23 protein-coding genes and 6 tRNA genes are annotated in these 24,574 nt (G+C 54.0%); 27 read left to right on the forward strand and 2 right to left on the reverse strand.

What is annotated here, in order from left to right; genetic code table 11:
• The first annotated feature begins 36 nt into the window (after window positions 1–36).
• The 11 genes from nagB to AC2A1E_RS11715 all read left to right on the forward strand — a co-directional run bounded on the left by nagB (window position 37) and on the right by AC2A1E_RS11715 (window position 6,883).
• Entirely contained in the window at window positions 37–837 is an 801-nt protein-coding gene (nagB, locus tag AC2A1E_RS11665; protein WP_459402845.1) for a glucosamine-6-phosphate deaminase, read from the forward strand.
• Window positions 838–854: 17 nt separating this feature from the next.
• On the forward strand, window positions 855–1,994 hold the full coding sequence (gene nagA / locus AC2A1E_RS11670) for an N-acetylglucosamine-6-phosphate deacetylase (RefSeq protein ID WP_484383878.1): 1,140 nt from the start codon (window positions 855–857) through the stop codon (window positions 1,992–1,994).
• A 26-nt stretch (window positions 1,995–2,020) separates the two neighbouring features.
• Window positions 2,021–3,241 (forward strand): DNA-binding transcriptional regulator NagC, encoded by a 1,221-nt coding sequence (nagC, locus tag AC2A1E_RS11675; protein WP_484383879.1) that lies wholly within the window; start codon window positions 2,021–2,023, stop codon window positions 3,239–3,241.
• Window positions 3,242–3,279: 38 nt separating this feature from the next.
• The gene (locus tag AC2A1E_RS11680) at window positions 3,280–4,032 is read left to right on the forward strand and encodes an HAD-IIA family hydrolase (protein ID WP_459399451.1); all 753 of its coding nucleotides are present in this window, start codon (window positions 3,280–3,282) and stop codon (window positions 4,030–4,032) included.
• A 371-nt stretch (window positions 4,033–4,403) separates the two neighbouring features.
• A complete protein-coding gene (gene asnB / locus AC2A1E_RS11685) occupies window positions 4,404–6,068 on the forward strand; it encodes an asparagine synthase B (RefSeq protein WP_484383880.1) in 1,665 nt (554 codons plus the stop codon).
• Window positions 6,069–6,286: 218 nt separating this feature from the next.
• A tRNA-Met gene (locus AC2A1E_RS11690) sits at window positions 6,287–6,363 on the forward strand.
• Window positions 6,364–6,370: 7 nt separating this feature from the next.
• Window positions 6,371–6,455, forward strand: a tRNA-Leu gene (locus AC2A1E_RS11695).
• A gap of 30 nt (window positions 6,456–6,485) precedes the next feature.
• Window positions 6,486–6,560, forward strand: a tRNA-Gln gene (locus AC2A1E_RS11700).
• A 45-nt stretch (window positions 6,561–6,605) separates the two neighbouring features.
• Window positions 6,606–6,680 (forward strand) — tRNA-Gln (locus tag AC2A1E_RS11705).
• A 35-nt stretch (window positions 6,681–6,715) separates the two neighbouring features.
• A tRNA-Met gene (locus AC2A1E_RS11710) sits at window positions 6,716–6,792 on the forward strand.
• Window positions 6,793–6,808: 16 nt separating this feature from the next.
• Window positions 6,809–6,883 (forward strand) — tRNA-Gln (locus AC2A1E_RS11715).
• A 91-nt stretch (window positions 6,884–6,974) separates the two neighbouring features.
• Here AC2A1E_RS11715 and ubiF read toward each other — a convergent pair.
• Window positions 6,975–8,156: a 3-demethoxyubiquinol 3-hydroxylase gene (gene ubiF, locus AC2A1E_RS11720; RefSeq protein WP_484383881.1), complete on the reverse strand. Its 1,182-nt coding sequence runs from the start codon at window positions 8,154–8,156 to the stop codon at window positions 6,975–6,977.
• A 184-nt stretch (window positions 8,157–8,340) separates the two neighbouring features.
• Here ubiF and miaB point away from each other — a divergent pair, with 184 nt between their 5' ends.
• From miaB to AC2A1E_RS11770, 10 genes are all read left to right on the forward strand, one after another.
• A complete protein-coding gene (gene miaB, locus AC2A1E_RS11725; RefSeq protein WP_484383882.1) occupies window positions 8,341–9,765 on the forward strand; it encodes a tRNA (N6-isopentenyl adenosine(37)-C2)-methylthiotransferase MiaB in 1,425 nt (474 codons plus the stop codon).
• Between the two features lie 105 nt (window positions 9,766–9,870).
• Complete coding sequence (locus tag AC2A1E_RS11730; RefSeq protein WP_484383883.1) at window positions 9,871–10,206, forward strand: zinc ribbon domain-containing protein YjdM; 336 nt, start codon at window positions 9,871–9,873, stop codon at window positions 10,204–10,206.
• Window positions 10,207–10,419: 213 nt separating this feature from the next.
• Window positions 10,420–11,475: a PhoH family protein gene (locus tag AC2A1E_RS11735; protein WP_459399456.1), complete on the forward strand. Its 1,056-nt coding sequence runs from the start codon at window positions 10,420–10,422 to the stop codon at window positions 11,473–11,475.
• Window positions 11,472–11,945: an rRNA maturation RNase YbeY gene (ybeY, locus tag AC2A1E_RS11740; RefSeq protein ID WP_484383884.1), complete on the forward strand. Its 474-nt coding sequence runs from the start codon at window positions 11,472–11,474 to the stop codon at window positions 11,943–11,945. The genes AC2A1E_RS11735 and ybeY overlap by 4 nt, the downstream gene beginning before the upstream one ends.
• 74 nt (window positions 11,946–12,019) lie before the next feature.
• A complete protein-coding gene (gene corC, locus AC2A1E_RS11745; protein WP_459399458.1) occupies window positions 12,020–12,898 on the forward strand; it encodes a CNNM family magnesium/cobalt transport protein CorC in 879 nt (292 codons plus the stop codon).
• Between the two features lie 7 nt (window positions 12,899–12,905).
• Window positions 12,906–14,435 (forward strand): apolipoprotein N-acyltransferase, encoded by a 1,530-nt coding sequence (lnt, locus tag AC2A1E_RS11750; protein WP_484383885.1) that lies wholly within the window; start codon window positions 12,906–12,908, stop codon window positions 14,433–14,435.
• Window positions 14,436–14,787: 352 nt separating this feature from the next.
• The gene (locus AC2A1E_RS11755; RefSeq protein WP_484383886.1) at window positions 14,788–15,684 is read left to right on the forward strand and encodes a glutamate/aspartate ABC transporter substrate-binding protein; all 897 of its coding nucleotides are present in this window, start codon (window positions 14,788–14,790) and stop codon (window positions 15,682–15,684) included.
• Between the two features lie 160 nt (window positions 15,685–15,844).
• On the forward strand, window positions 15,845–16,585 hold the full coding sequence (locus AC2A1E_RS11760) for an amino acid ABC transporter permease (RefSeq protein ID WP_484383887.1): 741 nt from the start codon (window positions 15,845–15,847) through the stop codon (window positions 16,583–16,585).
• A complete protein-coding gene (gene gltK, locus AC2A1E_RS11765) occupies window positions 16,585–17,259 on the forward strand; it encodes a glutamate/aspartate ABC transporter permease GltK (protein ID WP_484383888.1) in 675 nt (224 codons plus the stop codon). The genes AC2A1E_RS11760 and gltK overlap by 1 nt, the downstream gene beginning before the upstream one ends.
• Complete coding sequence (locus AC2A1E_RS11770) at window positions 17,259–17,984, forward strand: amino acid ABC transporter ATP-binding protein (protein ID WP_484383889.1); 726 nt, start codon at window positions 17,259–17,261, stop codon at window positions 17,982–17,984. Before gltK ends, AC2A1E_RS11770 begins: the two co-directional genes overlap by 1 nt.
• A 46-nt stretch (window positions 17,985–18,030) precedes the next feature.
• Here AC2A1E_RS11770 and AC2A1E_RS11775 read toward each other — a convergent pair whose 3' ends face one another.
• Window positions 18,031–18,513: a zinc ribbon-containing protein gene (locus AC2A1E_RS11775; protein ID WP_484383890.1), complete on the reverse strand. Its 483-nt coding sequence runs from the start codon at window positions 18,511–18,513 to the stop codon at window positions 18,031–18,033.
• Between the two features lie 251 nt (window positions 18,514–18,764).
• Between AC2A1E_RS11775 and leuS the strand changes: the two genes are divergently transcribed.
• From leuS to rlmH, 6 genes are all read left to right on the forward strand, one after another.
• On the forward strand, window positions 18,765–21,347 hold the full coding sequence (leuS, locus tag AC2A1E_RS11780; protein ID WP_484383891.1) for a leucine--tRNA ligase: 2,583 nt from the start codon (window positions 18,765–18,767) through the stop codon (window positions 21,345–21,347).
• Window positions 21,348–21,361: 14 nt separating this feature from the next.
• Window positions 21,362–21,922 (forward strand): LPS assembly lipoprotein LptE, encoded by a 561-nt coding sequence (lptE, locus tag AC2A1E_RS11785; RefSeq protein ID WP_484383892.1) that lies wholly within the window; start codon window positions 21,362–21,364, stop codon window positions 21,920–21,922.
• Window positions 21,919–22,953, forward strand: a complete 1,035-nt coding sequence (gene holA / locus AC2A1E_RS11790) for a DNA polymerase III subunit delta (RefSeq protein ID WP_484383893.1) — start codon at window positions 21,919–21,921, stop codon at window positions 22,951–22,953. The genes lptE and holA overlap by 4 nt, the downstream gene beginning before the upstream one ends.
• Complete coding sequence (gene nadD / locus AC2A1E_RS11795) at window positions 22,943–23,605, forward strand: nicotinate-nucleotide adenylyltransferase (protein ID WP_484383894.1); 663 nt, start codon at window positions 22,943–22,945, stop codon at window positions 23,603–23,605. The genes holA and nadD overlap by 11 nt, the downstream gene beginning before the upstream one ends.
• Window positions 23,606–23,756: 151 nt before the next feature.
• The gene (rsfS, locus tag AC2A1E_RS11800; RefSeq protein WP_484383895.1) at window positions 23,757–24,074 is read left to right on the forward strand and encodes a ribosome silencing factor; all 318 of its coding nucleotides are present in this window, start codon (window positions 23,757–23,759) and stop codon (window positions 24,072–24,074) included.
• A 3-nt stretch (window positions 24,075–24,077) separates the two neighbouring features.
• Window positions 24,078–24,548, forward strand: coding sequence for a 23S rRNA (pseudouridine(1915)-N(3))-methyltransferase RlmH (gene rlmH, locus AC2A1E_RS11805; protein WP_484383896.1), 471 nt, complete (start codon window positions 24,078–24,080; stop codon window positions 24,546–24,548).
• The last annotated feature ends 26 nt before the right edge of the window (window positions 24,549–24,574 follow it).

The raw sequence follows: 24,574 nt of genomic DNA on the forward strand, positions 1-24,574 counted from the left end.
AGTATAGCCACAGTTTATTTTACTAAGAGGTGTATGATGAGACTTATCCCACTGAAAGATACTGCACAAGTCGGCAAATGGGCTGCACGCCATATCGTCCAGCGTATTAACGCGTTCCAGCCAACGGCCGATCGCCCATTTGTACTTGGTCTGCCGACCGGCGGTACTCCGCTTGAAGCCTACAAACACCTGATTGCCATGCACAAAGCAGGGGAAGTCAGCTTTAAACACGTGGTCACCTTCAACATGGATGAATATGTTGGCTTGCCGCAGGAACACCCTGAAAGCTATCATACCTTTATGTACAGCAACTTCTTTAATCACGTTGATATCCCAAGTGAAAATATCAATCTGCTGAACGGCAATGCGCCAGACGTGGACGAAGAATGCCGCCAGTACGAAGCCAAGATCAAGTCCTACGGTAAAGTTCACCTGTTCATGGGTGGCGTGGGCGTCGATGGGCACATTGCGTTCAACGAGCCAGCCTCTTCCCTGTCTTCACGTACTCGCATCAAAACGCTGACGGAAGAAACCCGCATCGCCAACTCACGCTTCTTTGACGGCGACGTCAGCCAGGTACCAAAATACGCCCTGACCGTAGGCGTCGGCACTTTGCTGGATGCGGAAGAAGTGATGATCCTGGTCACCGGCCGTGGCAAGGCACAGGCACTGGAAGCCGCCGTAGAAGGTTGTGTCAACCACATGTGGACCATCAGTTGCCTGCAGTTGCACGCAAAATCTGTTGTGGTCTGCGATGAGCCTTCTACCATGGAGCTCAAGGTGAAAACCGTTAAATACTTCCGTGAATTAGAAGCGGAAAGCGTTAATAGTCTTTAATTTTTGCAGGGGGCTACATGTTCGCTTTAACCCAATGCCGGATTTTTACCGGCCTAGACGTGCTTGATAACCATGCAGTAGTGATTGCTGATGGTCTGATTGAACGGGTCTGTCCGCTGGCTGAACTGCCCGCGGGTATTGAAATGCGCGATCTGGGTGGTGCCATCCTAGCCCCCGGTTTTATTGACGTTCAGCTTAATGGCTGTGGCGGCGTGCAATTCAACGACTCGCTGGAAGCCATCTCGGAAACAACGCTGGAAATCATGCAGCGTGCCAATGAGAAATCGGGCTGTACCAGTTATCTGCCCACGCTGATCACCTGTAGCGACGACTTTATGAAGCACGGCATCAACGTGATGCGCGCTTATTTAAAGAACAACCCGAATCAGGCGCTTGGCCTGCATCTGGAAGGGCCATACCTGAGCCCGATCAAGAAAGGGACGCACAACCCGGCGTTTATCCGCAAGCCGACCAGCGAGATGATCGACTACCTGTGTGCCAACGCCGACGTGATCACCAAAGTAACGCTGGCACCGGAAATGGTTGAGCCTCACTTCATCAAGCAATTGACCCAGGCCGGTATCGTGGTTTCCGCCGGCCATTCAAACGCCACCTACGATCAGGCACGTATCGGTTTCGCGGCGGGCATCACCTTCGCCACGCATCTATACAACGCCATGCCGTATATTACCGGGCGAGAACCCGGCCTGATGGGCGCTATTTTCGACACGCCTGACGTCTATACCGGCATTATTGCCGATGGGCATCACGTCGCCTGGGCGAGTATCCGTAACGCCAAACGGGTGAAAGATGATAAATTGGTTCTGGTTACCGATGCCACGGCACCCGCAGGCGCGGATATTGACCAATTTATTTTCGCTGGAAAAACAATATACTATCGCGATGGATTATGTGTTGATGAAAACGGTACCCTAAGTGGTTCCGCACTGACCATGATCGAGGCGGTACAGAACAGTGTGGAGCACGTGGGTATCGCACTGGACGAAGCGCTGCGTATGGCCACGCTGTATCCAGCGCGCGCCATTGGCGTTGCACAACGCTTAGGCACGATCGAAGCCGGTAAGGTGGCAAACCTGACCGCATTTACCCGTGATTACCAGATCACAAAAACCTTCGTTAACGGTAACGAGGTTTAACTCATAGACAGAGAGTATAATTATTGATGAGCACTGGCGGACAGGCACAAATAGGAAACGTTGACTTAGTCAAACAACTTAACGGCGCAGCAGTTTACCGCCTGATCGACCAACAAGGCCCGATCTCGCGGATTCAGATTGCTGAACTCAGCCAGCTTGCCCCCGCCAGCGTCACTAAAATTACTCGTCAGCTGTTGGAGCGCGGGCTGATCAAAGAAGTTGATCAGCAAGCCTCTACCGGCGGCCGCCGTGCCATTTCCATTGTCTCCGAAACCCGCCAGTTCCATACCGTCGCCGTGCGCCTTGGCCGCCATGATGCCACCATTACGCTGTACGACATGAGCGGCAAGTCACTGGGCGAGGAGCACTACCCACTGCCGGAGCGCACCCAGGAGACACTGGAAAACGCACTGTTCAACGCGATTGAGCAGTTTATTGACAGCTACCAGCGCAAGCTGCGCGAGCTGATCGCCATCAGCGTTGTCCTGCCCGGCCTGGTCGCTCCGTCCAAGGGCGTGGTGCACTACATGCCGCACATCAGCGTCAATAACTGGACGCTGGTGGATAACCTTCAGCAACGCTTCAACGTCACCAGTTTTGTCGGCCATGACATTCGCAGCCTGGCGCTGGCGGAGCATTACTTCGGTGCCACGCGGGATTGTGAAGACTCCATTCTGGTGCGTTTGCACCGCGGTACCGGTGCCGGGATTATCGTCCATGGTCAAATCTTCCTGAGTAATAATGGCAACGTCGGCGAGATCGGCCATATTCAGATCGATCCCCTCGGCGAACGCTGCCACTGCGGCAATTTTGGTTGCCTGGAAACCGTAGCGTCTAACGCAGCGATCGAGCAGCGCGTGCGCCATCTGCTGGCACAGGGCTACCCGAGCAAGCTGACGCTGGACGACTGTAGCGTCGCCGCCATCTGCAAAGCGGCTAACCGTGGTGATTTGCTGGCAAGTGAAGTGATTGAACACGTTGGTCGCTATCTGGGTAAAGCGGTGGCGATCGCCATCAACCTGTTCAACCCACAAAAAGTGGTGATTGCCGGTGATATTACCGAAGCCGACAAAGTGTTGTTGCCAGCGATCCAAAGCTGCATCAATACTCAAGTGTTGAAGGATTTCCGCAAAAATCTGCCGGTGGTCACCTCAGAACTCAATCATCGCTCGGCGATCGGCGCTTTCGCTCTGGCCAAACGGGCCATGCTCAATGGTGTGCTCTTACAGCGGCTGCTGGAAAGCTGAACCGCCCTCCGGTAAGTCAATCAAGAGAAACAGCAACAATGATGATTAAAAACGTAATATGTGACATCGACGGCGTGCTGATGCACGACAACACTGCCGTTCCTGGTGCCGATTTGTTCCTGGCACGTATTCAGGAAAAGGGCATGCCGCTGGTGATGCTGACCAACTACCCATCGCAGACTGCGCAGGATCTGGCTAACCGCTTTGCCGCCGCCGGGCTAGACGTGCCGGAAAGCGCGTTTTATACCTCAGCCATGGCCACCGCCGATTTCCTGCGTCGCCAGGAAGGTAAAAAAGCCTATGTGATTGGTGAAGGCGCACTGATTCACGAACTGTACAAAGCCGGCTTTACCATTACCGATATCAACCCGGATTTTGTCATCGTCGGTGAAACGCGCTCGTACAACTGGGATATGATGCATAAAGCGGCCTACTTCGTGAATAACGGCGCGCGGTTTATCGCTACCAACCCAGACACCCACGGCCACGGATTTGTGCCTGCCTGCGGAGCACTGTGCGCGCCGATCGAAAAGATCACCGGGCGTAAACCTTTTTACGTGGGTAAACCGAGCCCATGGATTATCCGCGCCGCGCTAAACAAACTACAGGCCCACTCGGAAGAAACCGTGATTGTCGGTGACAACCTGCGCACCGATATTTTGGCCGGTTTCCAGGCCGGGTTGGAAACCATTCTGGTGTTATCCGGTGTTTCCACCTTGAATGATGTCGAAACCATGCCGTTCCGCCCGAGTTATATCTTCCCTTCGGTGGCAGATATCAATATTTTCTAATCTCCAGGGCGGCCATCTCAGCCGCCCGGTCATTTTCGCCCCCCCAAAGCCCCTCTTCATTTTTCACGCTACAACCTTGTTAGCTATGACCTAAAATCTACTCAATAGATTGCCGAAAATTTCCAGCGGAATCTCCGTATCACCTTAAAAATTACACATTCACTCACTTTTTAAGCCTAAAACTGAAGATCCGTTAATTTTCGAGAACATCTGAATGACTATTTTTCAACGCAACGTTAAAACGCTTGCATCTTCCTCAGGTTTTGACGCATTTTCATCATCAGAAGGCAATAAAACCGCACTATCCTTGATAAAACGGTAATGCCGTACATCAACATCACAGCCCAAGAAAAGTCGTTAGGAGAGTTTGTATGTGTTCTATTTTCGGTGTGCTCGATCTGAAGTCCGATCCGGTTGAACTGCGTAAAAAAGCGCTGGAGCTGTCTCGCCTGATGCGCCATCGCGGCCCGGACTGGTCCGGCGTCTATGCCAGCGATAAAGCCATTCTGGTGCATGAGCGCCTGTCGATTGTCGACGTCAATAATGGTGCCCAACCGCTGTATAACGCTGCGCACACCCACGTTTTGGCCGTCAACGGTGAAATATACAACCACCAGACGCTGCGCCAGCAACTGGGCGATCGCTATGAATTCCAGACCGGTTCCGATTGTGAAGTGATTCTGGCGCTGTACCAGGAAAAAGGCCCGGACTTCCTCGACGACCTGCAAGGCATGTTCGCCTTTGCCCTGTATGACGCAGAAAAAGATGCCTACCTGATTGGCCGCGACCATCTTGGCATCATCCCGCTGTATATGGGCCACGATGAGCATGGCAACCTGTTTGTTGCCTCCGAAATGAAAGCACTGGTGCCGGTATGCCGCAGCATCAAAGAGTTCCCGGCGGGTAGCTACCTGTGGAGCCAGGACGGGGAGATCCGTGAATACTATCAGCGTGATTGGTTTGACTATGAAAACGTTAAAGACAACGTAACCGATGCCAACGCGCTGCGTAACGCGCTGGAAGAGGCGGTGAAGAGCCATCTGATGTCCGACGTGCCTTACGGTGTGCTGCTCTCCGGCGGCCTGGATTCTTCGGTGATTTCTGCCATCACCAAAAAATATGCCGCACGCCGCGTGGAAGATGACGAGCGCAGCGAAGCCTGGTGGCCGCAGTTGCACTCCTTTGCCGTCGGCCTGGAAGGCTCACCAGACCTACGTGCCGCCCAAGAAGTGGCTAACCATCTTGGCACCGTACACCATGAAATCCACTTTACCGTGCAGGAAGGGCTGGATGCGATCCGTGACGTGATTTACCACATCGAAACCTACGATGTGACCACTATCCGTGCCTCAACGCCGATGTACCTGATGTCGCGTAAAATCAAGGCGATGGGGATCAAAATGGTCCTGTCTGGCGAAGGCGCTGATGAAGTGTTCGGTGGCTATCTGTACTTCCATAAAGCGCCGAATGCCAAAGAATTCCACGAGGAAACCGTGCGTAAGCTGCTGGCACTGCATATGTATGACTGTGCCCGTGCCAACAAAGCCATGTCGGCCTGGGGCGTAGAAGCCCGCGTTCCGTTCCTGGATAAAAACTTCCTCGATGTGGCGATGCGCATCAACCCGAAAGACAAAATGTGCGGCAACGGCAAAATGGAAAAACACATAATCCGCCAGTGTTTTGAATCCTACCTGCCAGCCAGCGTCGCCTGGCGCCAGAAAGAGCAGTTCTCCGATGGCGTAGGTTACAGTTGGATCGATACGCTGAAAGAAGTGGCTGCCCAGCAGATCAGCGACCAACAGCTTGAAACCGCACGTTTCCGTTTCCCGTACAACACGCCAAGCTCGAAAGAAGGCTACCTGTATCGCGAGATTTTCGAAGAGCTGTTCCCACTGCCAAGCGCGGCTGAATGTGTTCCTGGCGGCCCGTCGGTGGCTTGTTCGTCAGCAAAAGCCATTGAATGGGATGAATCTTTCAAAAAGATGGACGATCCGTCCGGCCGTGCCGTTGGCGTTCACCAGTCGGCCTATAAGTAGATCTTCCTCTTTTTTACCCTCGGCGGGCCTCAGGCCCGCCTTTTTGTTGCTGTTTTCACGCATTAATTACCTTAATTGCTGGTTTTGTCGCCAACCTGTTCACAACCCAGACAAACGAGACGTTCAGGTGCTTTTTCGGGAAAAAACTTGTTGACGCAAAACGACCATATACGCATAATGCGCCCCGCAACGCCGATGAAGGTTGCGCGAAAAAAGATGGCTACGTAGCTCAGTTGGTTAGAGCACATCACTCATAATGATGGGGTCACAGGTTCGAATCCCGTCGTAGCCACCATCTTTTTGCGGGAGTGGCGAAATTGGTAGACGCACTAGATTTAGGTTCTAGCGCCGCAAGGTGTGCGAGTTCAAGTCTCGCCTCCCGCACCATTTTCTTTCATCACGTTGTGTAACAGCAGGTGGGGTATCGCCAAGCGGTAAGGCACCGGTTTTTGATACCGGCATTCCCTGGTTCGAATCCAGGTACCCCAGCCATCTTTATTTAGGATGGAGCGCTGTATAAAAAGTTGATTGTGTTATTGGGGTATCGCCAAGCGGTAAGGCACCGGTTTTTGATACCGGCATTCCCTGGTTCGAATCCAGGTACCCCAGCCATTCAATACTGTTGACCAATAGCATAAGCAGTGAACGGCTACGTAGCTCAGCTGGTTAGAGCACATCACTCATAATGATGGGGTCACAGGTTCAAATCCCGTCGTAGCCACCATACTGTATGCACCATTTGGGGTGTCGCCAAGCGGTAAGGCTCTGGTTTCTGATACCAGCATACCCAGGTTCGAATCCTGGCACCCCAGCCAAATTCAGAAAGGCCCGCCTCGGCGGGCTTTTTGCTTTTCTGTGCCTGAACAATCGGCTGGCCCAGCCGTGCTGAGCCTTACCGACAGAAGATCACAACCCTAACGCATACTTCAGCGCATGTTCCTTCAGCTTGCCCGCCCGCTGCGCCACCATCAGCGCCAGATTACGCGCCACGCCCAGCGGGGCCAGGTTGTTGCTGAAAGCGGTATAAAACAGATCCATACCGCTTTGCATTAGCAAATTATCGGTACGCCGACGGCGCTGATAGCGCATCAATACCGCTTCGCTGGCCCAATCTTCCCCCAATTCACACGCGTCGCTTATTACATCAAGCAACGCATCCACATCACGGTATCCCAGATTAACCCCCTGCCCGGCCAATGGGTTGATGGTATGGGCGGCATCACCCAGCAATACCAGCCCTGGTTGTATGTAGCGCTGCGCATGACTGCGCACCAGAGGGAAAGATCCGGCCGCATGCACTTTCACCGCCCCTAACCGCGCCGGGAAAGCCGCAGCGATTTCACGCTCAAGCTGCTCCAGTGGCAAAGCCTGTAGCTGACGGATGCGCTGTGGGCTGTCGTACCACACTAATGAAGCCCATTGATCGTATAAAGGTAAGAAAGCACGCGGCCCAGAAGGGAAAAACTGCTGCCAGGTCACATCCTGTTGCGGCGCGCCGGTTTCCACGGTGATCAACATACAGGACTGGCGGTATTGCCAACCGCTGGTGCCAATCGCCGCCAGTTTGCGCACCTGCGAGTGCGCCCCATCCGCCCCTATCACCAAACGCGTCTGTAAGGTCTCAGACGAGCTTAACGTCACTTGCCAATGGTCTTGGGCATGTTGCATCGATTGCAGCCTGGCCGGGCAGTGGAGCGTCAGATTCTCGCACTGTTCCAATTGCTGCCACAGCGCCAGCTGCAAAATGCGGTTCTCGACCATAAAACCCAACTCTGGCAACCCCAGAGAGGCCGCATCAAACGCCACCCGTGAGGATTCCCATTCCCAGGTTTCCAACCGGCGATAGGGTGCTAAACGCATCTTTTCCACCGCTTGCCAGGCACCCAACTGTTTCAATAAGCCCACAGAAGTGCAGCCGATAGCGGAAATCCGCAGATCCGGTGGGCTTTGCGCATCGAACTCTTCTGGAGCCTGATGCTCCAGCAATGCAACAGATAATCCGGCCTGCGCCAACCCCAAGGCCGCCGCCGCACCGACCATACCGCCGCCGACCACCACCACATCAACCCGTTTTTGCGAAGTCTTCATTTTGGCCATACTTTTCGATTAATTGAGCGCCGCCCGACCGGTTACGGCATTTCCCGCCAGTGTAACGGATTTTTAATTTGGCTTCAGGTCGCTCTGCTGGTCACAACCGCAGCAAATGTTTACAATACCTCTCCTGCATGGCGCTTAACGCAATTTTCTCTTCGCACTGAGTAATAGCAAATCAATGATGAAAAAACTGCATATCAAAACCTGGGGTTGCCAGATGAATGAGTACGACTCATCCAAGATGGCCGATCTACTGGGAAGCACGCACGGTTACGAATGGACTGATAACGTTGAAGAAGCGGACGTGTTGCTGCTGAATACCTGCTCGATCCGTGAGAAAGCACAGGAAAAAGTTTTCGGTATGCTGGGCCGCTGGAAGCTGCTGAAAGAGAAGAATCCAGAGCTGATTATCGGCGTTGGGGGTTGTGTCGCCTCGCAGGAAGGCGAACATATCCGTAAACGTGCGCCCTGTGTCGACATCATTTTTGGTCCGCAGACGCTGCACCGCCTGCCGGAGATGATCAACCACGTCAAAGGGACGCACAGCCCGATCGTGGATATCAGCTTCCCGGAAATCGAGAAATTTGACCGCTTGCCGGAACCCCGTGCCGAAGGGCCGACCGCTTTTGTCTCAATCATGGAAGGCTGCAACAAATACTGCACCTTCTGCGTGGTGCCTTACACCCGTGGTGAAGAAGTCAGCCGACCGAGCGATGACGTGCTGTTTGAGATCGCCCAATTGGCCGCTCAGGGCGTGCGCGAAGTGAACCTGCTCGGCCAGAACGTTAACGCCTATCGTGGCGCAACCTACGATGGCGGGATCTGCTCCTTTGCCGAACTGCTGCGCCTGGTTGCCACGATCGACGGTATTGACCGCATCCGTTTCACCACCAGCCATCCGATCGAATTCACCGATGATATTATTGCGGTGTATGAAGACACGCCGGAACTGGTGAGCTTCCTGCATCTGCCGGTGCAGAGCGGTTCAGATCGTATTCTGACCATGATGAAACGCTCGCATACTGCACTGGAATACAAAGCCATTATCCGCAAGTTGCGTAAAGTGCGGCCCAATATTCAGATCAGCTCCGACTTTATCATCGGCTTCCCTGGCGAAACCCAGGCCGATTTTGAGCAGACTATGAACCTGATCGCCGAAGTGAAGTTCGATAACAGCTTCAGCTTTATCTATTCGCCGCGCCCTGGCACACCGGCCGCCGATCTGCCTGACGATATCAGCGAAGAAGAGAAAAAACAGCGGCTGTATATCCTGCAAGATCGTATTCATCAGCAGGTATTAGCATTCAGCCGCCGTATGGTGGGCACCGTACAACGTATTCTGGTGGAAGGCACATCGCGTAAGAGCGTGATGCATCTGGCTGGCCGTACCGAGTGCAATCGCATGGTCAACTTCGAAGGCTCGCCGGAGATGGTCGGCCAGTTTGTCGATGTCGAAATTACCGAAGTGCTCGCCAATTCACTGCGCGGCACCGTGGTGCGCACCGAGCAGCAGATGGATCTGCGCGTGCATGAATCCCCGCAGGCGGTGATCGCACGCACCCGTAAGGAAAATGAACTGGGTGTCGGCACCTACCAGCCTTGATAGCGCGTTAATACCGGGTAGCTTGTTCTGCTCGGCAACCCTTTTTCTCTGCCGGGCTGTCTTTGCCCGGCGATTTTTTTATTTTGATGATGAGGCAATACAATAATGCAACTCCCACACTGCCCGAAGTGCAATTCCGAATACACCTATCAGGACAACGAGATGTTCATCTGCCCTGAATGCGCCCATGAGTGGAGCGATAGCGCCGCGGCAGAAGACGCGGATACGCTGATCGTCAAAGATGCCAACGGCAATCTGCTGGCCGATGGCGATGCGGTGACCGTAATCAAGGATCTGAAAGTCAAAGGCAGTTCCTCCATGCTGAAGATCGGCACCAAAGTGAAAAACATCCGTCTGGTGGAAGGCGATCATAATATCGACTGCAAAATCGATGGCTTTGGCCCGATGAAGCTGAAATCCGAGTTTGTGAAAAAGAACTGATTCCTGCCGATTTAAAGGGCCAAATTCATTGGCCCCATCACTTTCCCCTCTTGAATTCTCCTCTTGGCGCACAGATAGATCCGGGTAGACTTGCGCCCATGCGGTACACCATGAATAATTCAAGAAACAGCGTTCGGGGTTTGCCCTGAACGCGCGCGTTGAAAACGCGTTACGTGACATCAACCAGGCCCTGTGTGAGCCTTGAGGAATAGTTTGAACGTCGCAACACAAGAAATCCTGTTAGAGCCCGCAGACAACCAGCGCCTGCTGAGCCTGTGCGGCCCGTTTGATGACAACATCAAACAACTCGAACGCCGGTTGGGGATCGAAATCAATCGCCGCGACAACCGCTTCAAGCTGGTCGGTAAAAACCTGTGCGTGGTTGCTGCCGCCGATATCCTGCGCCATCTGTATGTGGATACCGCCCCGATCCGCGGAGTGATCCCGGATATCGACCCGGAACAGATCCACCTAGCGATCAAAGAGAGCCGGGTGCTGGAGCAGGTTGCCGACAGCGTGCCAGATTACGGCAAAGCGGTCACCATCAAAACCAAGCGCGGCATGGTTAAACCCCGCACGCCGAATCAGGCGCAGTATGTCGCTAATATTTTCGCTCACGATATCACCTTCGGCATTGGCCCAGCGGGTACCGGTAAAACCTATCTGGCGGTCGCCGCAGCGGTTGATGCGCTGGAGCGTCAGGAAATCCGCCGTATCATGCTGACCCGCCCGGCGGTTGAAGCCGGTGAAAAACTTGGCTTTTTGCCAGGGGATCTGAGCCAGAAAGTGGACCCGTATCTGCGCCCGCTGTATGACGCACTATTCGAAATGCTGGGCTTCGAGCGGGTGGAAAAACTGATCGAACGTAACGTGATTGAAGTGGCCCCACTGGCCTATATGCGCGGCCGCACCCTGAATGATGCCTTTATTATTCTGGATGAAAGCCAGAACACCACCATCGAGCAGATGAAGATGTTCCTGACGCGCATCGGTTTCAACTCCAAGGCGGTGATCACCGGTGATGTCACCCAGATCGATCTGCCGCGCAACCAGAAATCCGGCCTGCGCCATGCGGTGGAAGTGCTGTCTGAAGTGGAAGAGATCAGCTTCAACTTTTTCCACAGTGAAGACGTAGTGCGCCACCCGGTGGTCGCCCGTGTGGTGATCGCCTATGAAGCTTGGGAGGCCGCTGAGCAGAAACGCAAAGACGCTGTCGCCGAACAGCGTAAACGTGAGGCATACATCGCCTCTGAGCAGGAGGCCCCATGAGCCTGGTGATCCTGGATTTACAAATCGCCTGCGCCAGCAGCCAAGGGTTGCCGGATGAAGCCACCTTCCAGCGTTGGCTAGAGGGCGTGCTACCGCAGTTTCAGGAAGAGGCCGAAGTCACCATTCGCATCGTGGATGAAGCAGAAAGTAATGAGTTGAACCTGACTTATCGCGGTAAAGATAAGCCTACCAACGTGCTGTCGTTCCCGTTCGAAGCGCCGCCGGGGATCGAGCTACCGCTGCTGGGCGATCTGATCATTTGTCGCCAGGTGGTTGAACAGGAAGCGGTTGAGCAACAGAAGCAGCTTGAAGCGCACTGGGCGCATATGGTTGTTCACGGTAGCCTTCATCTGCTAGGGTATGACCATATTGATGACGATGAAGCCGAAGAAATGGAGTCTTTGGAAACCGAGATCATGCAAGATATGGGCTATCCAGACCCTTATCTGGCGGAAAAAGACCCCAACTGACGTCAGCATCAGCCCCGATCTGGCGCTGAAGCTGACTACCTTAACTCTGACATGAGTGATATTCACTAAACGCCATGAGCGACGACCATTCACAAAGCAATGACAGCCCCAGTCCCAAAAAGGGGTTTTTTACTCTTATCCTTAACCAGCTCTTCCACGGTGAACCTAAGAATCGTGGCGATCTGGTTGAGCTGATCCGTGATTCCGAACAAAACGATCTGATCGATCCCGATACCCGCGACATGCTGGAAGGCGTGATGGATATCGCCGAGCAGCGTGTGCGCGATATCATGATCCCGCGCTCCCAGATGGTGACGCTCAAGCGCAACCAGCGGCTAGAAGAGTGCCTGGATGTGATCATCGAATCTGCCCACTCGCGCTTCCCGGTGATCAGTGAAGATAAAGATCACATCGAAGGTATTCTGATGGCCAAGGATCTGCTGCCGTTTATGCGCGCCGATTCCGAACCATTCAGCATCGACAAGGTGCTGCGCCCCGCCGTGGTGGTGCCTGAAAGTAAGCGGGTTGACCGGATGCTGAAGGAGTTCCGCTCCCAGCGTTATCACATGGCGATCGTCATTGATGAATTCGGCGGCGTATCCGGCCTGGTGACCATTGAAGACATTCTGGAGCTGATTGTCGGCGAAATTGAAGACGAATATGACGATGAAGACGATCTGGATGTGCGTCAGCTCAGCCGCCACATGTTCACCGTGCGTGCGCTGGCACCGATCGAAGACTTCAACGAGGTTTTCGGCACCCACTTCAGCGATGACGAAGTCGACACCATCGGCGGCTTGGTGATGCAAGCGTTCGGCCACCTGCCTGCACGCGGGGAAACCATTGAAATTGAAGGTTACCTGTTTAAAGTGGCGATGGCCGACAGTCGACGCATCATCCAAGTGCATGTCAAAATTCCGGACGATTCTCCGCAACCGAAACTGGAAGAATAAATCACACATGGCTAAAGCCTATTTACTTGAACGCCAGCGGGTTCGCGCCCTGCTGGCGCTATTGTCAGGTGCCTGCGGTACGCTGGCATTTTCCCCTTACGATTTTTGGCCCGCAGCCATTGTCTCGCTGTTTGGCCTGCTGGCCGTAACTCTCAACCGCACCACCCGCCAATCCGCCCTGCTCGGCTTCTGCTGGGGATTAGGGCTGTTCGGCAGCGGGGTGAACTGGGTTTACGTCAGCATTGCCGATTTCGGCGGTATGCCGTTTGCCATCAATATTTTCCTGGTTGCGCTGCTGGCGGCCTATCTTTCGCTGTATACCGGGCTGTTTGCCGGGTTGCTGACGCGCATCTGGCCACGCACCACCTGGTGGCGGCTGGCGATTGCCGCACCGGCCCTGTGGCAACTGACGGAGTTCCTGCGCGGCTGGGTGCTCACCGGCTTCCCTTGGCTGCAATTTGGTTACAGCCAGATCGATGGCCCGCTGAAAGGGATTGCGCCACTGCTGGGCGTGGATGCCATCACCCTGATCCTGATGTCTCTCAGCGGCCTGCTGGTGTTTGCCGTGGCTCAACGCCGTATCGCTCCGGCGGTGATTGCCATCGCCATGCTGTTGCTGCCTTGGCCGCTGCGCCAGCTGCACTGGTTCACTCCACTGCCGGAAAAAGCGGTAAACATCGCTATGGTGCAGGGCAACATCGCACAATCGATGAAGTGGGATCCCAAGGTGTTGGTCAGTACGCTGCAGACCTATCTCGATGAAAGCCGTCCATTTATGGGCAAAGCGCCAATCATCATCTGGCCGGAATCGGCCATTCCAGACGTGGAGAGCAACCAGAACGGTTTTCTCACCATGATGGATGACCTGATGCGCGCCAAAAACAGCAGCCTGATTACCGGGATTGTTGATGCACGCGCTACCCCGCAAGGTACGCAGTTCTTCAACAGCGTGATCGTTCTGGGTGAAGAAACCCCGTACAACTACCCGGCGGCCAATCGCTACAACAAGCATCACCTAGTGCCGTTCGGCGAATTCGTACCATTAGAAACGCTGCTGCGCCCGCTGGCACCTTTGTTCGATTTGCCGATGTCCTCTTTCAGCCGTGGCGATTACGTGCAGCCACAGTTGAGCGTGCGCGGCTTCAACCTGACGGCGGCCATCTGCTATGAAATCGTGCTTGGCCAGCAGGTACGTGACAACTTCCGGCCAGATACCAACTTCCTACTGACCGTCTCCAACGATGCCTGGTTCGGCCACTCCATCGGCCCGTGGCAGCATTTCCAGATGGCGCGCATGCGTGCGCTGGAATTGGGCCGTCCTTTGCTGCGCAGCACCAATAATGGGATTACCGCAGTGGTTGGCCCGCAGGGCGAAGTGCAGGCGTCGATCCCGCAGTTCACCCGCAAAGTGCTGGCGGTGGAAGTCACCCCGACCACCGGCGTCACACCGTATGCCCGCTTCGGTTCCGCACCGGTTTGGATCATCACCGTGCTGCTGGGTGGCATTGCACTGATCGCTGGGTTACGTCGTAAGTAATGACTTTTCAGGGCGCTAATGCGCCCTGCTTCATTTCTCCCTCCTTTTCTGGCACGCACCTTGCTTTAATTCCTAGGTAACAGGTTCTGATCGATTTTTACTGATATCGTGCGGCACTTGATGCACAACGCCAGAGCATAATATGCACCTTCACAGTGCACTGGCGGTTTATTGCATCCATTTGGTGCGCGTGATGTCGCAAAAAATGAAACAACTTAGTTTCATACTGTTCACAATCGGCTATTTTCTATCGGTAATCCGTCTAAGAGTCTCTATAACACAAGTCGGTAATAGCCGTTTTCACCCGATGCTCGCTAAGCTCGGGCAATCACAACATCAGAGGAGTTGGACCATGCAAATGCGCAAGTTGGCGTTATCGCTACTGCTTATCGGTATGTCTTGTAGCGTAGCCCATGCGGAAGAACTGACCGGTACGCTGAAGAAAATCAAAGACAACGGTGTGATTGTTGTTGGTCACCGTGAATCCTCAGTTCCGTTCTCCTACTACGATAACCAGCAGAAAGTTGTGGGCTATTCTCAGGATTACTCCAACCTGATTGTTGACGCCGTTAAGAAAAAATTGGATGCGCCGAATCTGCAAGTGAAAATGCTGCCGATCACCTCGCAAAACCGTATTCCACTGTTGCAAAATGGCACCTTCGACTTTGAATGTGGTTCCACCACCAACAATCTTGAGCGTCAGCAGCAGGCCGCGTTCTCCAATACCATCTTCGTCGTAGGCACCCGCCTGCTGGTGAAGAAAGGTTCCGATATCAAAGAGTTCAAAGATCTGGCAGGTAAACCGGTCGTCGTGACCTCGGGCACCACTTCTGAAGTGCTGCTCAACAAACTGAACGACAAAGACCAGATGAAAATGCGCATCATCAGCGCCAAAGACCATGGTGACTCTTTCCGTACTCTGGAAAGCAGCCGCGCAGTGGCCTTTATGATGGATGATGCTCTGCTGGCAGGTGAACGTGCGAAGGCCAAAAAACCCGATCAGTGGGAAATCGTTGGCACGCCGCAATCCAAAGAAGCCTATGGCTGCATGATGCGTAAAGACGATGCAGAATTCAAAAAGCTGGTTGACGATACCATCGCTCAGGCACAGACCTCGGGTGAATCTGCCAAACGCTTTGATGTCTGGTTCAAACAACCGATCCCACCAAAAAATCTCAACATGAACTTCGAACTGTCTGACGACATGAAGCAACTGTTCAAAGAGCCTAACGACAAAGCACTGAACTAATAAAAGATAAGGCCGGAGCAACCGGCTTTGTTGATGGCTGACAATGGGCAGACAGGACTGCGGGAGGCCGTTCCCCTCCCGCAGTCTCCCTTCACTCAGGGGCCCTACTGAATAGTCATCAAGCTTTAAGGTGCTCTGCACCTGCTTAACGGAGTTTGTTATGTCAATAGATTGGAACTGGGGTATCTTCCTGCAGCAGGCCCCGTTTGGGAATACCACTTACCTTGGCTGGATTTGGTCCGGCTTTCAGGTCACGGTCGCCCTCTCCGTCTGTGCATGGGTTATCGCTTTCTTTGTCGGTTCACTGTTCGGTATCTTGCGAACCGTGCCAAACCGTTTTCTCTCAACGCTGGGAACCTGCTACGTCGAGCTGTTCCGTAACGTGCCGCTGATCGTACAGTTTTTCACCTGGTATCTGGTGATGCCGGAATTGCTGCCAGCCGACCTCGGCATGTGGTTTAAAACCGAGCTGGATCCTAACATTCAGTTCTTCGTCTCTTCCATGCTGTGCCTTGGATTGTTTACCGCTGCCCGCGTCTGCGAACAGGTACGCGCCGGGATCCAATCCTTGCCGCGCGGCCAGCGTGCTGCTGGGCTGGCAATGGGCCTGACGCTGCCACAAACCTATCGTTACGTGCTGTTGCCGAATGCCTATCGGGTGATTGTGCCGCCGATGACCTCGGAAATGCTCAACCTGGTGAAAAACTCCGCGATTGCGTCCACCATCGGATTGGTGGATATGGCTGCCCAGGCCGGTAAACTGCTCGATTACTCCGCGCATGCCTATGAATCCTTTACTGCCATCACTCTCGCGTATATCGGTATCAACGCCGTCATTATGTTGTTTATGCGTATCGTCGAGAAAAAAGTGCAGTTACCCGGCAATATGGGGAGTAAATAATGTACGAATTTGATTGGGGATCAATTGTCCCGAGCTTCCCGTATCTGCTGCAAGGGTTAATGGTCACGCTGAAAATCACCGTGATCGCCATCGTCTTCGGTATCCTCTGGGGCACCGTTCTGGCGGTGATGCGTCTGTCGCCGATCAAGCCGATCAGCTGGTTTGCGGCACTGTATGTCAACCTGTTCCGCTCCGTTCCGCTGGTGATGGTGCTGCTGTGGTTCTATCTGGTGGTGCCAAGCTTATTACAACAGGTTCTAGGCCTGTCACCGAAAACCGATATTCGCCTGATCTCAGCTATGGTAGCCTTTTCCCTGTTTGAAGCTGCTTATTACTCGGAAATTATCCGCGCCGGTATTGAGAGCGTGTCACGCGGCCAGTCTTCAGCGGCCTTGGCGTTGGGGATGACGAACTGGCAGTCGATGCGGTTGGTGATCCTGCCGCAGGCGTTCCGCGCCATGGTGCCACTGCTGTTGACCCAGGGGATCGTGCTGTTCCAGGATACCTCGCTGGTTTACGTACTGAGCCTGGCTGACTTCTTCCGTACCGCCTCAACCATTGGCGAGCGCGACGGCACGCAGGTTGAAATGATCCTGTTTGCGGGTCTTGTCTATTTTGTTATCAGTATTGCCGCATCGGCGCTGGTAAGTTATTTGAAGAAAAGGACTGTTTGATGATTTCCCTGAAAAATGTTTCTAAGTGGTACGGTCACTTTCAGGTTCTGACCGATTGCACCACTGAAGTCAAAAAAGGCGAAGTGGTGGTGGTCTGCGGTCCTTCAGGCTCAGGCAAGTCTACCCTGATTAAAACGGTTAACGGACTGGAGCCGATTCAGAAAGGCGATATCCTGGTTAACGGCACGCCGGTCAACAACAAAAGTACCAATCTGGCACAGCTGCGTTCCAAAGTCGGCATGGTGTTCCAGCACTTTGAGCTGTTCCCGCACCTGTCGATCATTGAAAACCTGACGCTGGCACAGATCAAAGTGCTTAAGCGCGATAAAGATGCCTCACGCGAGAAAGCGCTGAAACTGCTTGAGCGCGTGGGCCTTTCCGCACATGCCAACAAGTTCCCTGGGCAGTTATCCGGCGGCCAGCAGCAGCGCGTGGCAATTGCCCGTGCGCTCTGTATGGATCCGATCGCCATGCTGTTCGATGAGCCCACTTCCGCGCTCGACCCGGAAATGATCAACGAAGTGCTGGACGTGATGGTGAAGCTGGCGCAAGAAGGGATGACCATGATGGTGGTGACGCACGAAATGGGCTTTGCCCGTAAGGTGGCTCACCGGGTGATCTTTATGGATGAAGGGAAAATCGTTGAAGATCGTAACAAAGATGATTTCTTTAACAATCCACAGTCCGATCGCGCCAAAGACTTCCTGGCCAAAATTCTTCATTAAGGCTTCAGATGCGCCCCGCTATGGGGCGCTCTCTACTTAATATCCCTCAAGGCTCAAACGGCCGACGTTGGAACTGATCGTGCCCACACTTCGGACACAGAGGCAGCACTTCCGGCGTGTAAAATGCCAGATGGTGGTGACATTGCTCACACACCAGATTCCCCAGCCCCACCACTTCACCACTGTGATACACGCCGTGATGGCTGACATCCTTGAAAACCTCACGCCATTCCAACTGGGTTTTGTCGGTGATATCCGCCAGTTCCTGCCAGAGGCTTTCTTTAATCACCCGCATAAATACGCTGTCGGTGAGATCATCCTGGCTCTCTTTATAGCTGCGGGCAAACTCTTCTAAATCTCGGCGCACGGCTTGAGTAACCTGTTCCACCTCCGTACGCGTCAATTCACCTACCTCGTTCAGACGTTTCTCGGCGCTGGCAACCAATTCGTCGATATCACGCTCCCCGTTCTGCAAACGTTCCGTCAGAGATGCCACTAATTCGCGGTAATACTGAGCAACCTTGTTCATAGTCTCTCCTCGATGAACCACTGTGACAGGGCTTTCTTCCTTTATTTTAGCCTTAAAACACTGATGAAACCTGATAAGGTGACAGATTGACCGGTTGTAGATCACATCGTAGCGATGTTTTTTTTAAATACGCCGTGCGGGGCGCTTGGTGTTGTTGCCGGGAGGTCTTATCAGCTATGCTATGCGGATCTCAGTACTCAACAGAATGCTACGGATGTAGCTGTTACACACCTACAGGACCACCGGCCGCCATGCAAGAGCAATACCGCCCCGAAGAGATAGAATCGAACGTACAGCTTCACTGGCAAGAGAAGCAAACTTTCAAGGTTACCGAAGATACGAGCAAGGAAAAGTATTATTGCCTTTCCATGTTGCCATACCCTTCGGGTCGCCTACATATGGGCCATGTGCGCAACTACACCATAGGCGACGTGATCTCCCGCTACCAACGTATGTTGGGCAAAAACGTCCTGCAACCGATCGGTTGGGATGCGTTCGGCTTGCCGGCAGAAGGCGCGGCGGTGAAAAACAACACCGCACCGGCTCCATGGACCTACGACAACATCGAATATATGAAGAACCAGCTGAAACTGCTGGGCTTCGGTTATGACTGGGATCGCGAGATCGCCACCTGTAAACCAGACTACTACCGCTGGGAACAATGGTTCTTCACCAAGCTTTACGAAAAAGGCCTGGTTTACAAGAAGACCTCTGCGGTTAACTGGTGCCCGCACGATCTGACCGTGCTGGCCAACGAACAGGTGATCGACGGCTGCTGCTGGCGCTGCGATACCAAAGTTGAGCGCAAAGAGATCCCACAGTGGTTCATCAAAATCACCGCTTACGCCGATCAGTTGCTAAACGATCTGGACACGCTTGAAAGCTGGCCAGAGCAGGTGAAAACCATGCAGCGCAACTGGATTGGCCGTTCCGAAGGCGTAGAGATCACCTTCAGCGTAGCCAACAGCAGCGAGCAAGTCACCGTTTACACCACTCGCCCAGATACCTTTATGGGTGCCACCTATGTGGCCGTGGCGGCCGGTCACCCGCTGGCACAGCTGGGTGCAGAGAATAACCCGGCTCTGGTTGAGTTTATCGACGAATGCCGTAATACCAAGGTGGCCGAAGCTGAAATGGCCACCATGGAGAAGAAAGGCATGGCCACCGGCCTGTTTGCCACTCACCCACTGAGCGGTGAAAAGCTGCCGATCTGGGTGGCTAACTTCGTCCTGATGGAATATGGCACCGGTGCCGTCATGGCAGTGCCTGCCCACGATCAGCGTGACTGGGAATTCGCCACCAAGTATGACCTGCTGATCAAACCAGTAATCTTGAATCTGGATGGCAGCCAGCCAGATATTCATGTCGAAGCCATGACCGAGAAAGGCGTGCTGTTTAACTCTGGTGAATTCGACGGCCTGGAGCACGAAGCAGGCTTCAATGCCATCGCGGATAAACTGGTTGCCCTCGGCGTTGGCCAGCGCAAAGTCAACTATCGCCTGCGCGACTGGGGGGTTTCCCGCCAGCGTTACTGGGGCGCACCGATCCCGATGGTGACTTTGGAAGACGGAACCGTGATGCCAACGCCAGAAGATCAACTGCCGGTGATCCTGCCGGAAGATGTGGTCATGGATGGCATCACCAGCCCGATCAAAGCCGATCCTGAGTGGGCGAAAACCACCGTTAACGGCCAGCCAGCGCTGCGCGAAACCGACACCTTCGATACCTTTATGGAGTCGTCCTGGTACTACGCACGTTACACCTGCCCGCAGTATGACGAAGGAATGCTGGATCCGGCGGCCGCCAACTACTGGCTGCCGGTCGATCAGTATATCGGTGGTATCGAACACGCGATCATGCACCTGATGTACTTCCGCTTCTTCCACAAACTGATGCGTGACGCTGGCTTGGTGGATTCGGATGAACCCGCCAAACGCCTGCTGTGCCAAGGCATGGTACTGGCCGATGCGTTCTATTACAGCGGCAGCAACGGCGAACGCATCTGGGTTTCTCCAGCGGATGCCATCGTTGAGCGCGACGAGAAAGGCCGTATCGTCAAGGCCACCGATCCTGATGGCCACGAGTTGGTCTACGCGGGCATGAGCAAAATGTCGAAGTCGAAGAACAACGGCATCGATCCGCAGTTGATGGTGGAAAAATACGGTGCGGATACCGTTCGCCTGTTCATGATGTTTGCCTCACCAGCAGAAATGACGTTGGAATGGCAGGAATCCGGGGTTGAAGGAGCGAACCGCTTCCTGAAACGCGTCTGGAAACTGGCTTACGATCACGTTGAAAAAGGTGCCGTTCAGCCGCTGGACGTAGCTGCGCTGAATGAAGATCAGAAATCATTGCGCCGCGACGTACACAAAACCATCGCCAAAGTAACCGACGATATCGGCCGCCGTCAGACCTTCAACACCGCGATTGCCGCCGTGATGGAACTGATGAACAAACTGGGCCGCGCGCCACAGGAAACCGAACAGGATCGTGCGCTGCTGCAAGAAGCCTTATTGGCGGTGGTCCGGATGCTGTATCCGTTCACTCCGCACGTTTGCTTCACCCTGTGGCAGGCACTGAACGGCGAAGGTGATGTAGATACCGCCGCCTGGCCAGTGGCCGATGAGGCTGCCATGGTGGAAGACTCCAAGCTGGTGGTGGTACAGGTCAACGGTAAAGTCCGCGCTAAAATCACCGTGGCTGCCGATGCAACCGAAGAGCAAGTGCGTGAGCGCGCCGCTGAAGAACATCTGGTGGCCAAATATCTGGAAGGGGTCACGATACGTAAAGTGATCTACGTTCCAGGCAAATTGCTTAACCTGGTTGTGGGTTAACACAAGGAGGCATTGTGCGACATCGTATTCTGACGCTGTTGCTGGGGTTGGCGGTGCTTGTCACCGCCGGCTGCGGTTTTCACCTGCGTGGCACCACGCAGGTCCCCACGGAAATGCACCAGCTGATGCTGGACAGCTACGATCCCTTTGGCCCACTGACGCGTGCTGTGCGTTCTCAGTTGCGTATCAACGGCGTCACCATTGTGAGTGATACCACTCGCAAAGATGTGCCGTCTCTGCGCATCGTCACGTCGACCCAGAGCCAGGATACCGTTTCGATCTTCCAGGATGGTAAAACGGCAGAAAACCAAATGGTGATGACCGTGCAGGCCCAGGTCTTGATCCCGGGTCGTGATATCTATCCGTTGAACGTCACCGTGTTTCGTTCGTTCTTTGATAACCCATTGACGGCACTGGCCAAAGACGCCGAGCAGGAGATCATTCTGCGGGAAATGCGCCAACAGGCCGCGCAGCAGCTTGTGCGTAAATTGATGACAGTGCATGCCGCGGAAATAGGGATTCAACAGAAAGCAGCGGCCGCCGATGAAAAAGCGGCAAGTCAATCAGCACAATGATTCGTCTCTATCCTGAACAACTTGCCGCGCAGCTCCGTGAGGGGTTGCGCGCTTGTTATTTATTGAGCGGTAACGATCCGCTGCTGCTGCAAGAAAGCCAGGATTTGATCCGCCAAGCGGCGCAGCAACAGCAGTTCACCGAGCATTACAGTATTTCCCTCGATGTTCATACCGACTGGGATGCCATTTTCAGCATCTGCCAGGCAATGAGCCTGTTTGCCAGCCGACAAACCCTACTGCTGATTTTCCCAGAAAATGGCCCAACCGCGCCGATTGGCGAGCAATTGGTCAAGCTGGCGGGTTTGCTGCATGACGATATTCTGCTGGTGCTGCGTGGCCCTCGCCTGACCAAAGCGCAGGAAAACAGCGCCTGGTTTAAAGCGCTCAGCTCGAACGGCGCGCTGATCAGTTGCCAAACCCCTGAGCAGGCGCAACTGCCACGCTGGGTGGCACAGCGTGCAAAATCCATGCAGTTGGAGCTTGATGACGCCGCCAATCAACTGCTGTGTTATTGCTATGAAGGCAACCTGCTGGCACTGTCGCAGGCGCTGGAACGCCTCTCCTTGCTGTATCCAGATGGCAAGTTGCTTCTGCCGCGCGTTGAGCAGGCGGTTAACGACGCCGCACATTTCAGCCCCTTTCACTGGCTGGATGCCCTGCTGGCGGGCAAGAGCAAGCGCGCCTGGCATATCCTGCAACAATTGCAGCAAGAAGATGTCGAACCGGTGATTCTGTTGCGTACCCTGCAACGCGAACTGCTGATGTTGCTTACCCTACAGCGTCGTATGGCAAACACCCCGCTGCGCACGCTGTTCGACCAGTTCAAAGTCTGGCAGAATCGCCGCAGCCTGATTACCCAGGCACTGCAACGCCTGTCGGACCAGCAGTTGCAGCAGGCCGTCCACCTGCTGGCACAGATTGAAATTACCCTTAAGCAGGATTACGGTCAGTCTGTCTGGTCGGAGCTGGAATCCCTATCGATGCTGATTTGCGGCAAACCTCTTATCACGAGTCTCTCAGATGGTCAGTAAACCGGAAAATGCCAATACGCTGCATGCCTTTTTTGGCGGCACCTTTGACCCGATTCACTACGGCCATCTGCGCCCGGTTGAAGCTCTGGCTCAAGAAGTTAGCCTGAGTCAGGTAACCCTGTTGCCAAATCATGTGCCCCCTCACCGTCCGCAGCCGGAAGCTAACCCACAGCAACGGTTGAAAATGGTGGAATTGGCGATCATCGGCAATCCGTTGTTTACGGTGGACGATCGTGAACTGCATCGCACCACTCCTTCCTACACCATTGAGACGTTGGAAACGATTCGTAAAGAACGTGGCACCGCGCTGCCTCTGGCGTTTATCATTGGCCAGGATTCACTGCTGACGCTGCACAAATGGCATCGCTGGCAGGCGCTGATGGAGGTCTGTCATCTGCTGGTACTGGCGCGCCCCGGCTATAACAGCCGGATGGATACGCCAGAGTTGCAGCACTGGCTGGAACAGCATCAGGTTACCGATGCCCGCCAGCTCAGCCAGCAGCCGCAGGGTTATGTCTATCTGGCCGATACCCCGCAGCTGGAAATATCGGCCACCGAAATACGCCAGCGCCGCCATCAGGGCATCAGCTGTGATGATTTGTTACCGCGCGCCGTGCAACGTTATATCGAGTTACAGGGTTTATACAGATAGTGCTATACTGCGCCGCTCTTTTTCAGGTATCCGCTGAAAACCTTGGTTGACCGGGCGATGACCAGAAGTCACAGAGTAGGATCCTACCGATACCATCATAATTCAGGCCACACCGTGGTCCGATAAACAGAACATACCCGAGGGGGAACCTTTGCAAGGTAAAGCGCTCCAAGATTTCGTCATCGATAAAATTGATGACATGAAAGGCCAAGATATTATTGCTCTGGATGTACAGGGCAAATCCAGCATCACCGATTGCATGATTATCTGCACCGGTACCTCAACCCGTCACGTAATGTCGATTGCCGAGCACGTGATAGATGAAGCCCGGGCCATCGGTATGGAACTGTTTGGCATGAAAGGCCAGGCAGTTTCTGACTGGGTGGTGGTTGATCTGGGCGAAGTGATTGTGCACGTGATGCAGGAAGAAAGCCGTCAATTGTACGAACTGGAAAAGCTCTGGAGTTAAGCGGTGAAACTGCAATTGATTGCAGTCGGCACCAAAATGCCTGACTGGGTGCAGACCGGCTTTATGGATTACCTGCATCGCTTTCCGAAAGACATGCCGTTTGAGCTGACCGAAATCCCGGCGGGCAAGCGCGGCAAGAATGCGGATATCAAACGCATTCTGGAAAAAGAAGGCGAGCAGATGCTGGCAGCGGTCGGCAAAGGCAACCGCATTGTCACCTTGGATATCCCAGGAACACCGTGGGAGACACCCCAGTTGGCGCAACAGCTCGAACGCTGGAAGCAGGATGGCCGCAACGTCAGCCTGCTGATCGGTGGCCCGGAAGGGCTGGCTCCGGCGTGTAAAGCAGCGGCAGAACAGAGCTGGTCGCTCTCGCCGTTGACGTTACCTCATCCTTTAGTGCGTGTTTTGGTAGCCGAAAGTCTCTACCGCGCCTGGAGTATTACCACAAATCATCCTTACCATCGGGAATAGCCGGTGGTGACAGTAACAGAGTGAAA

This window comes from Serratia sp. HNCC26DJ206 (assembly GCF_057180605.1).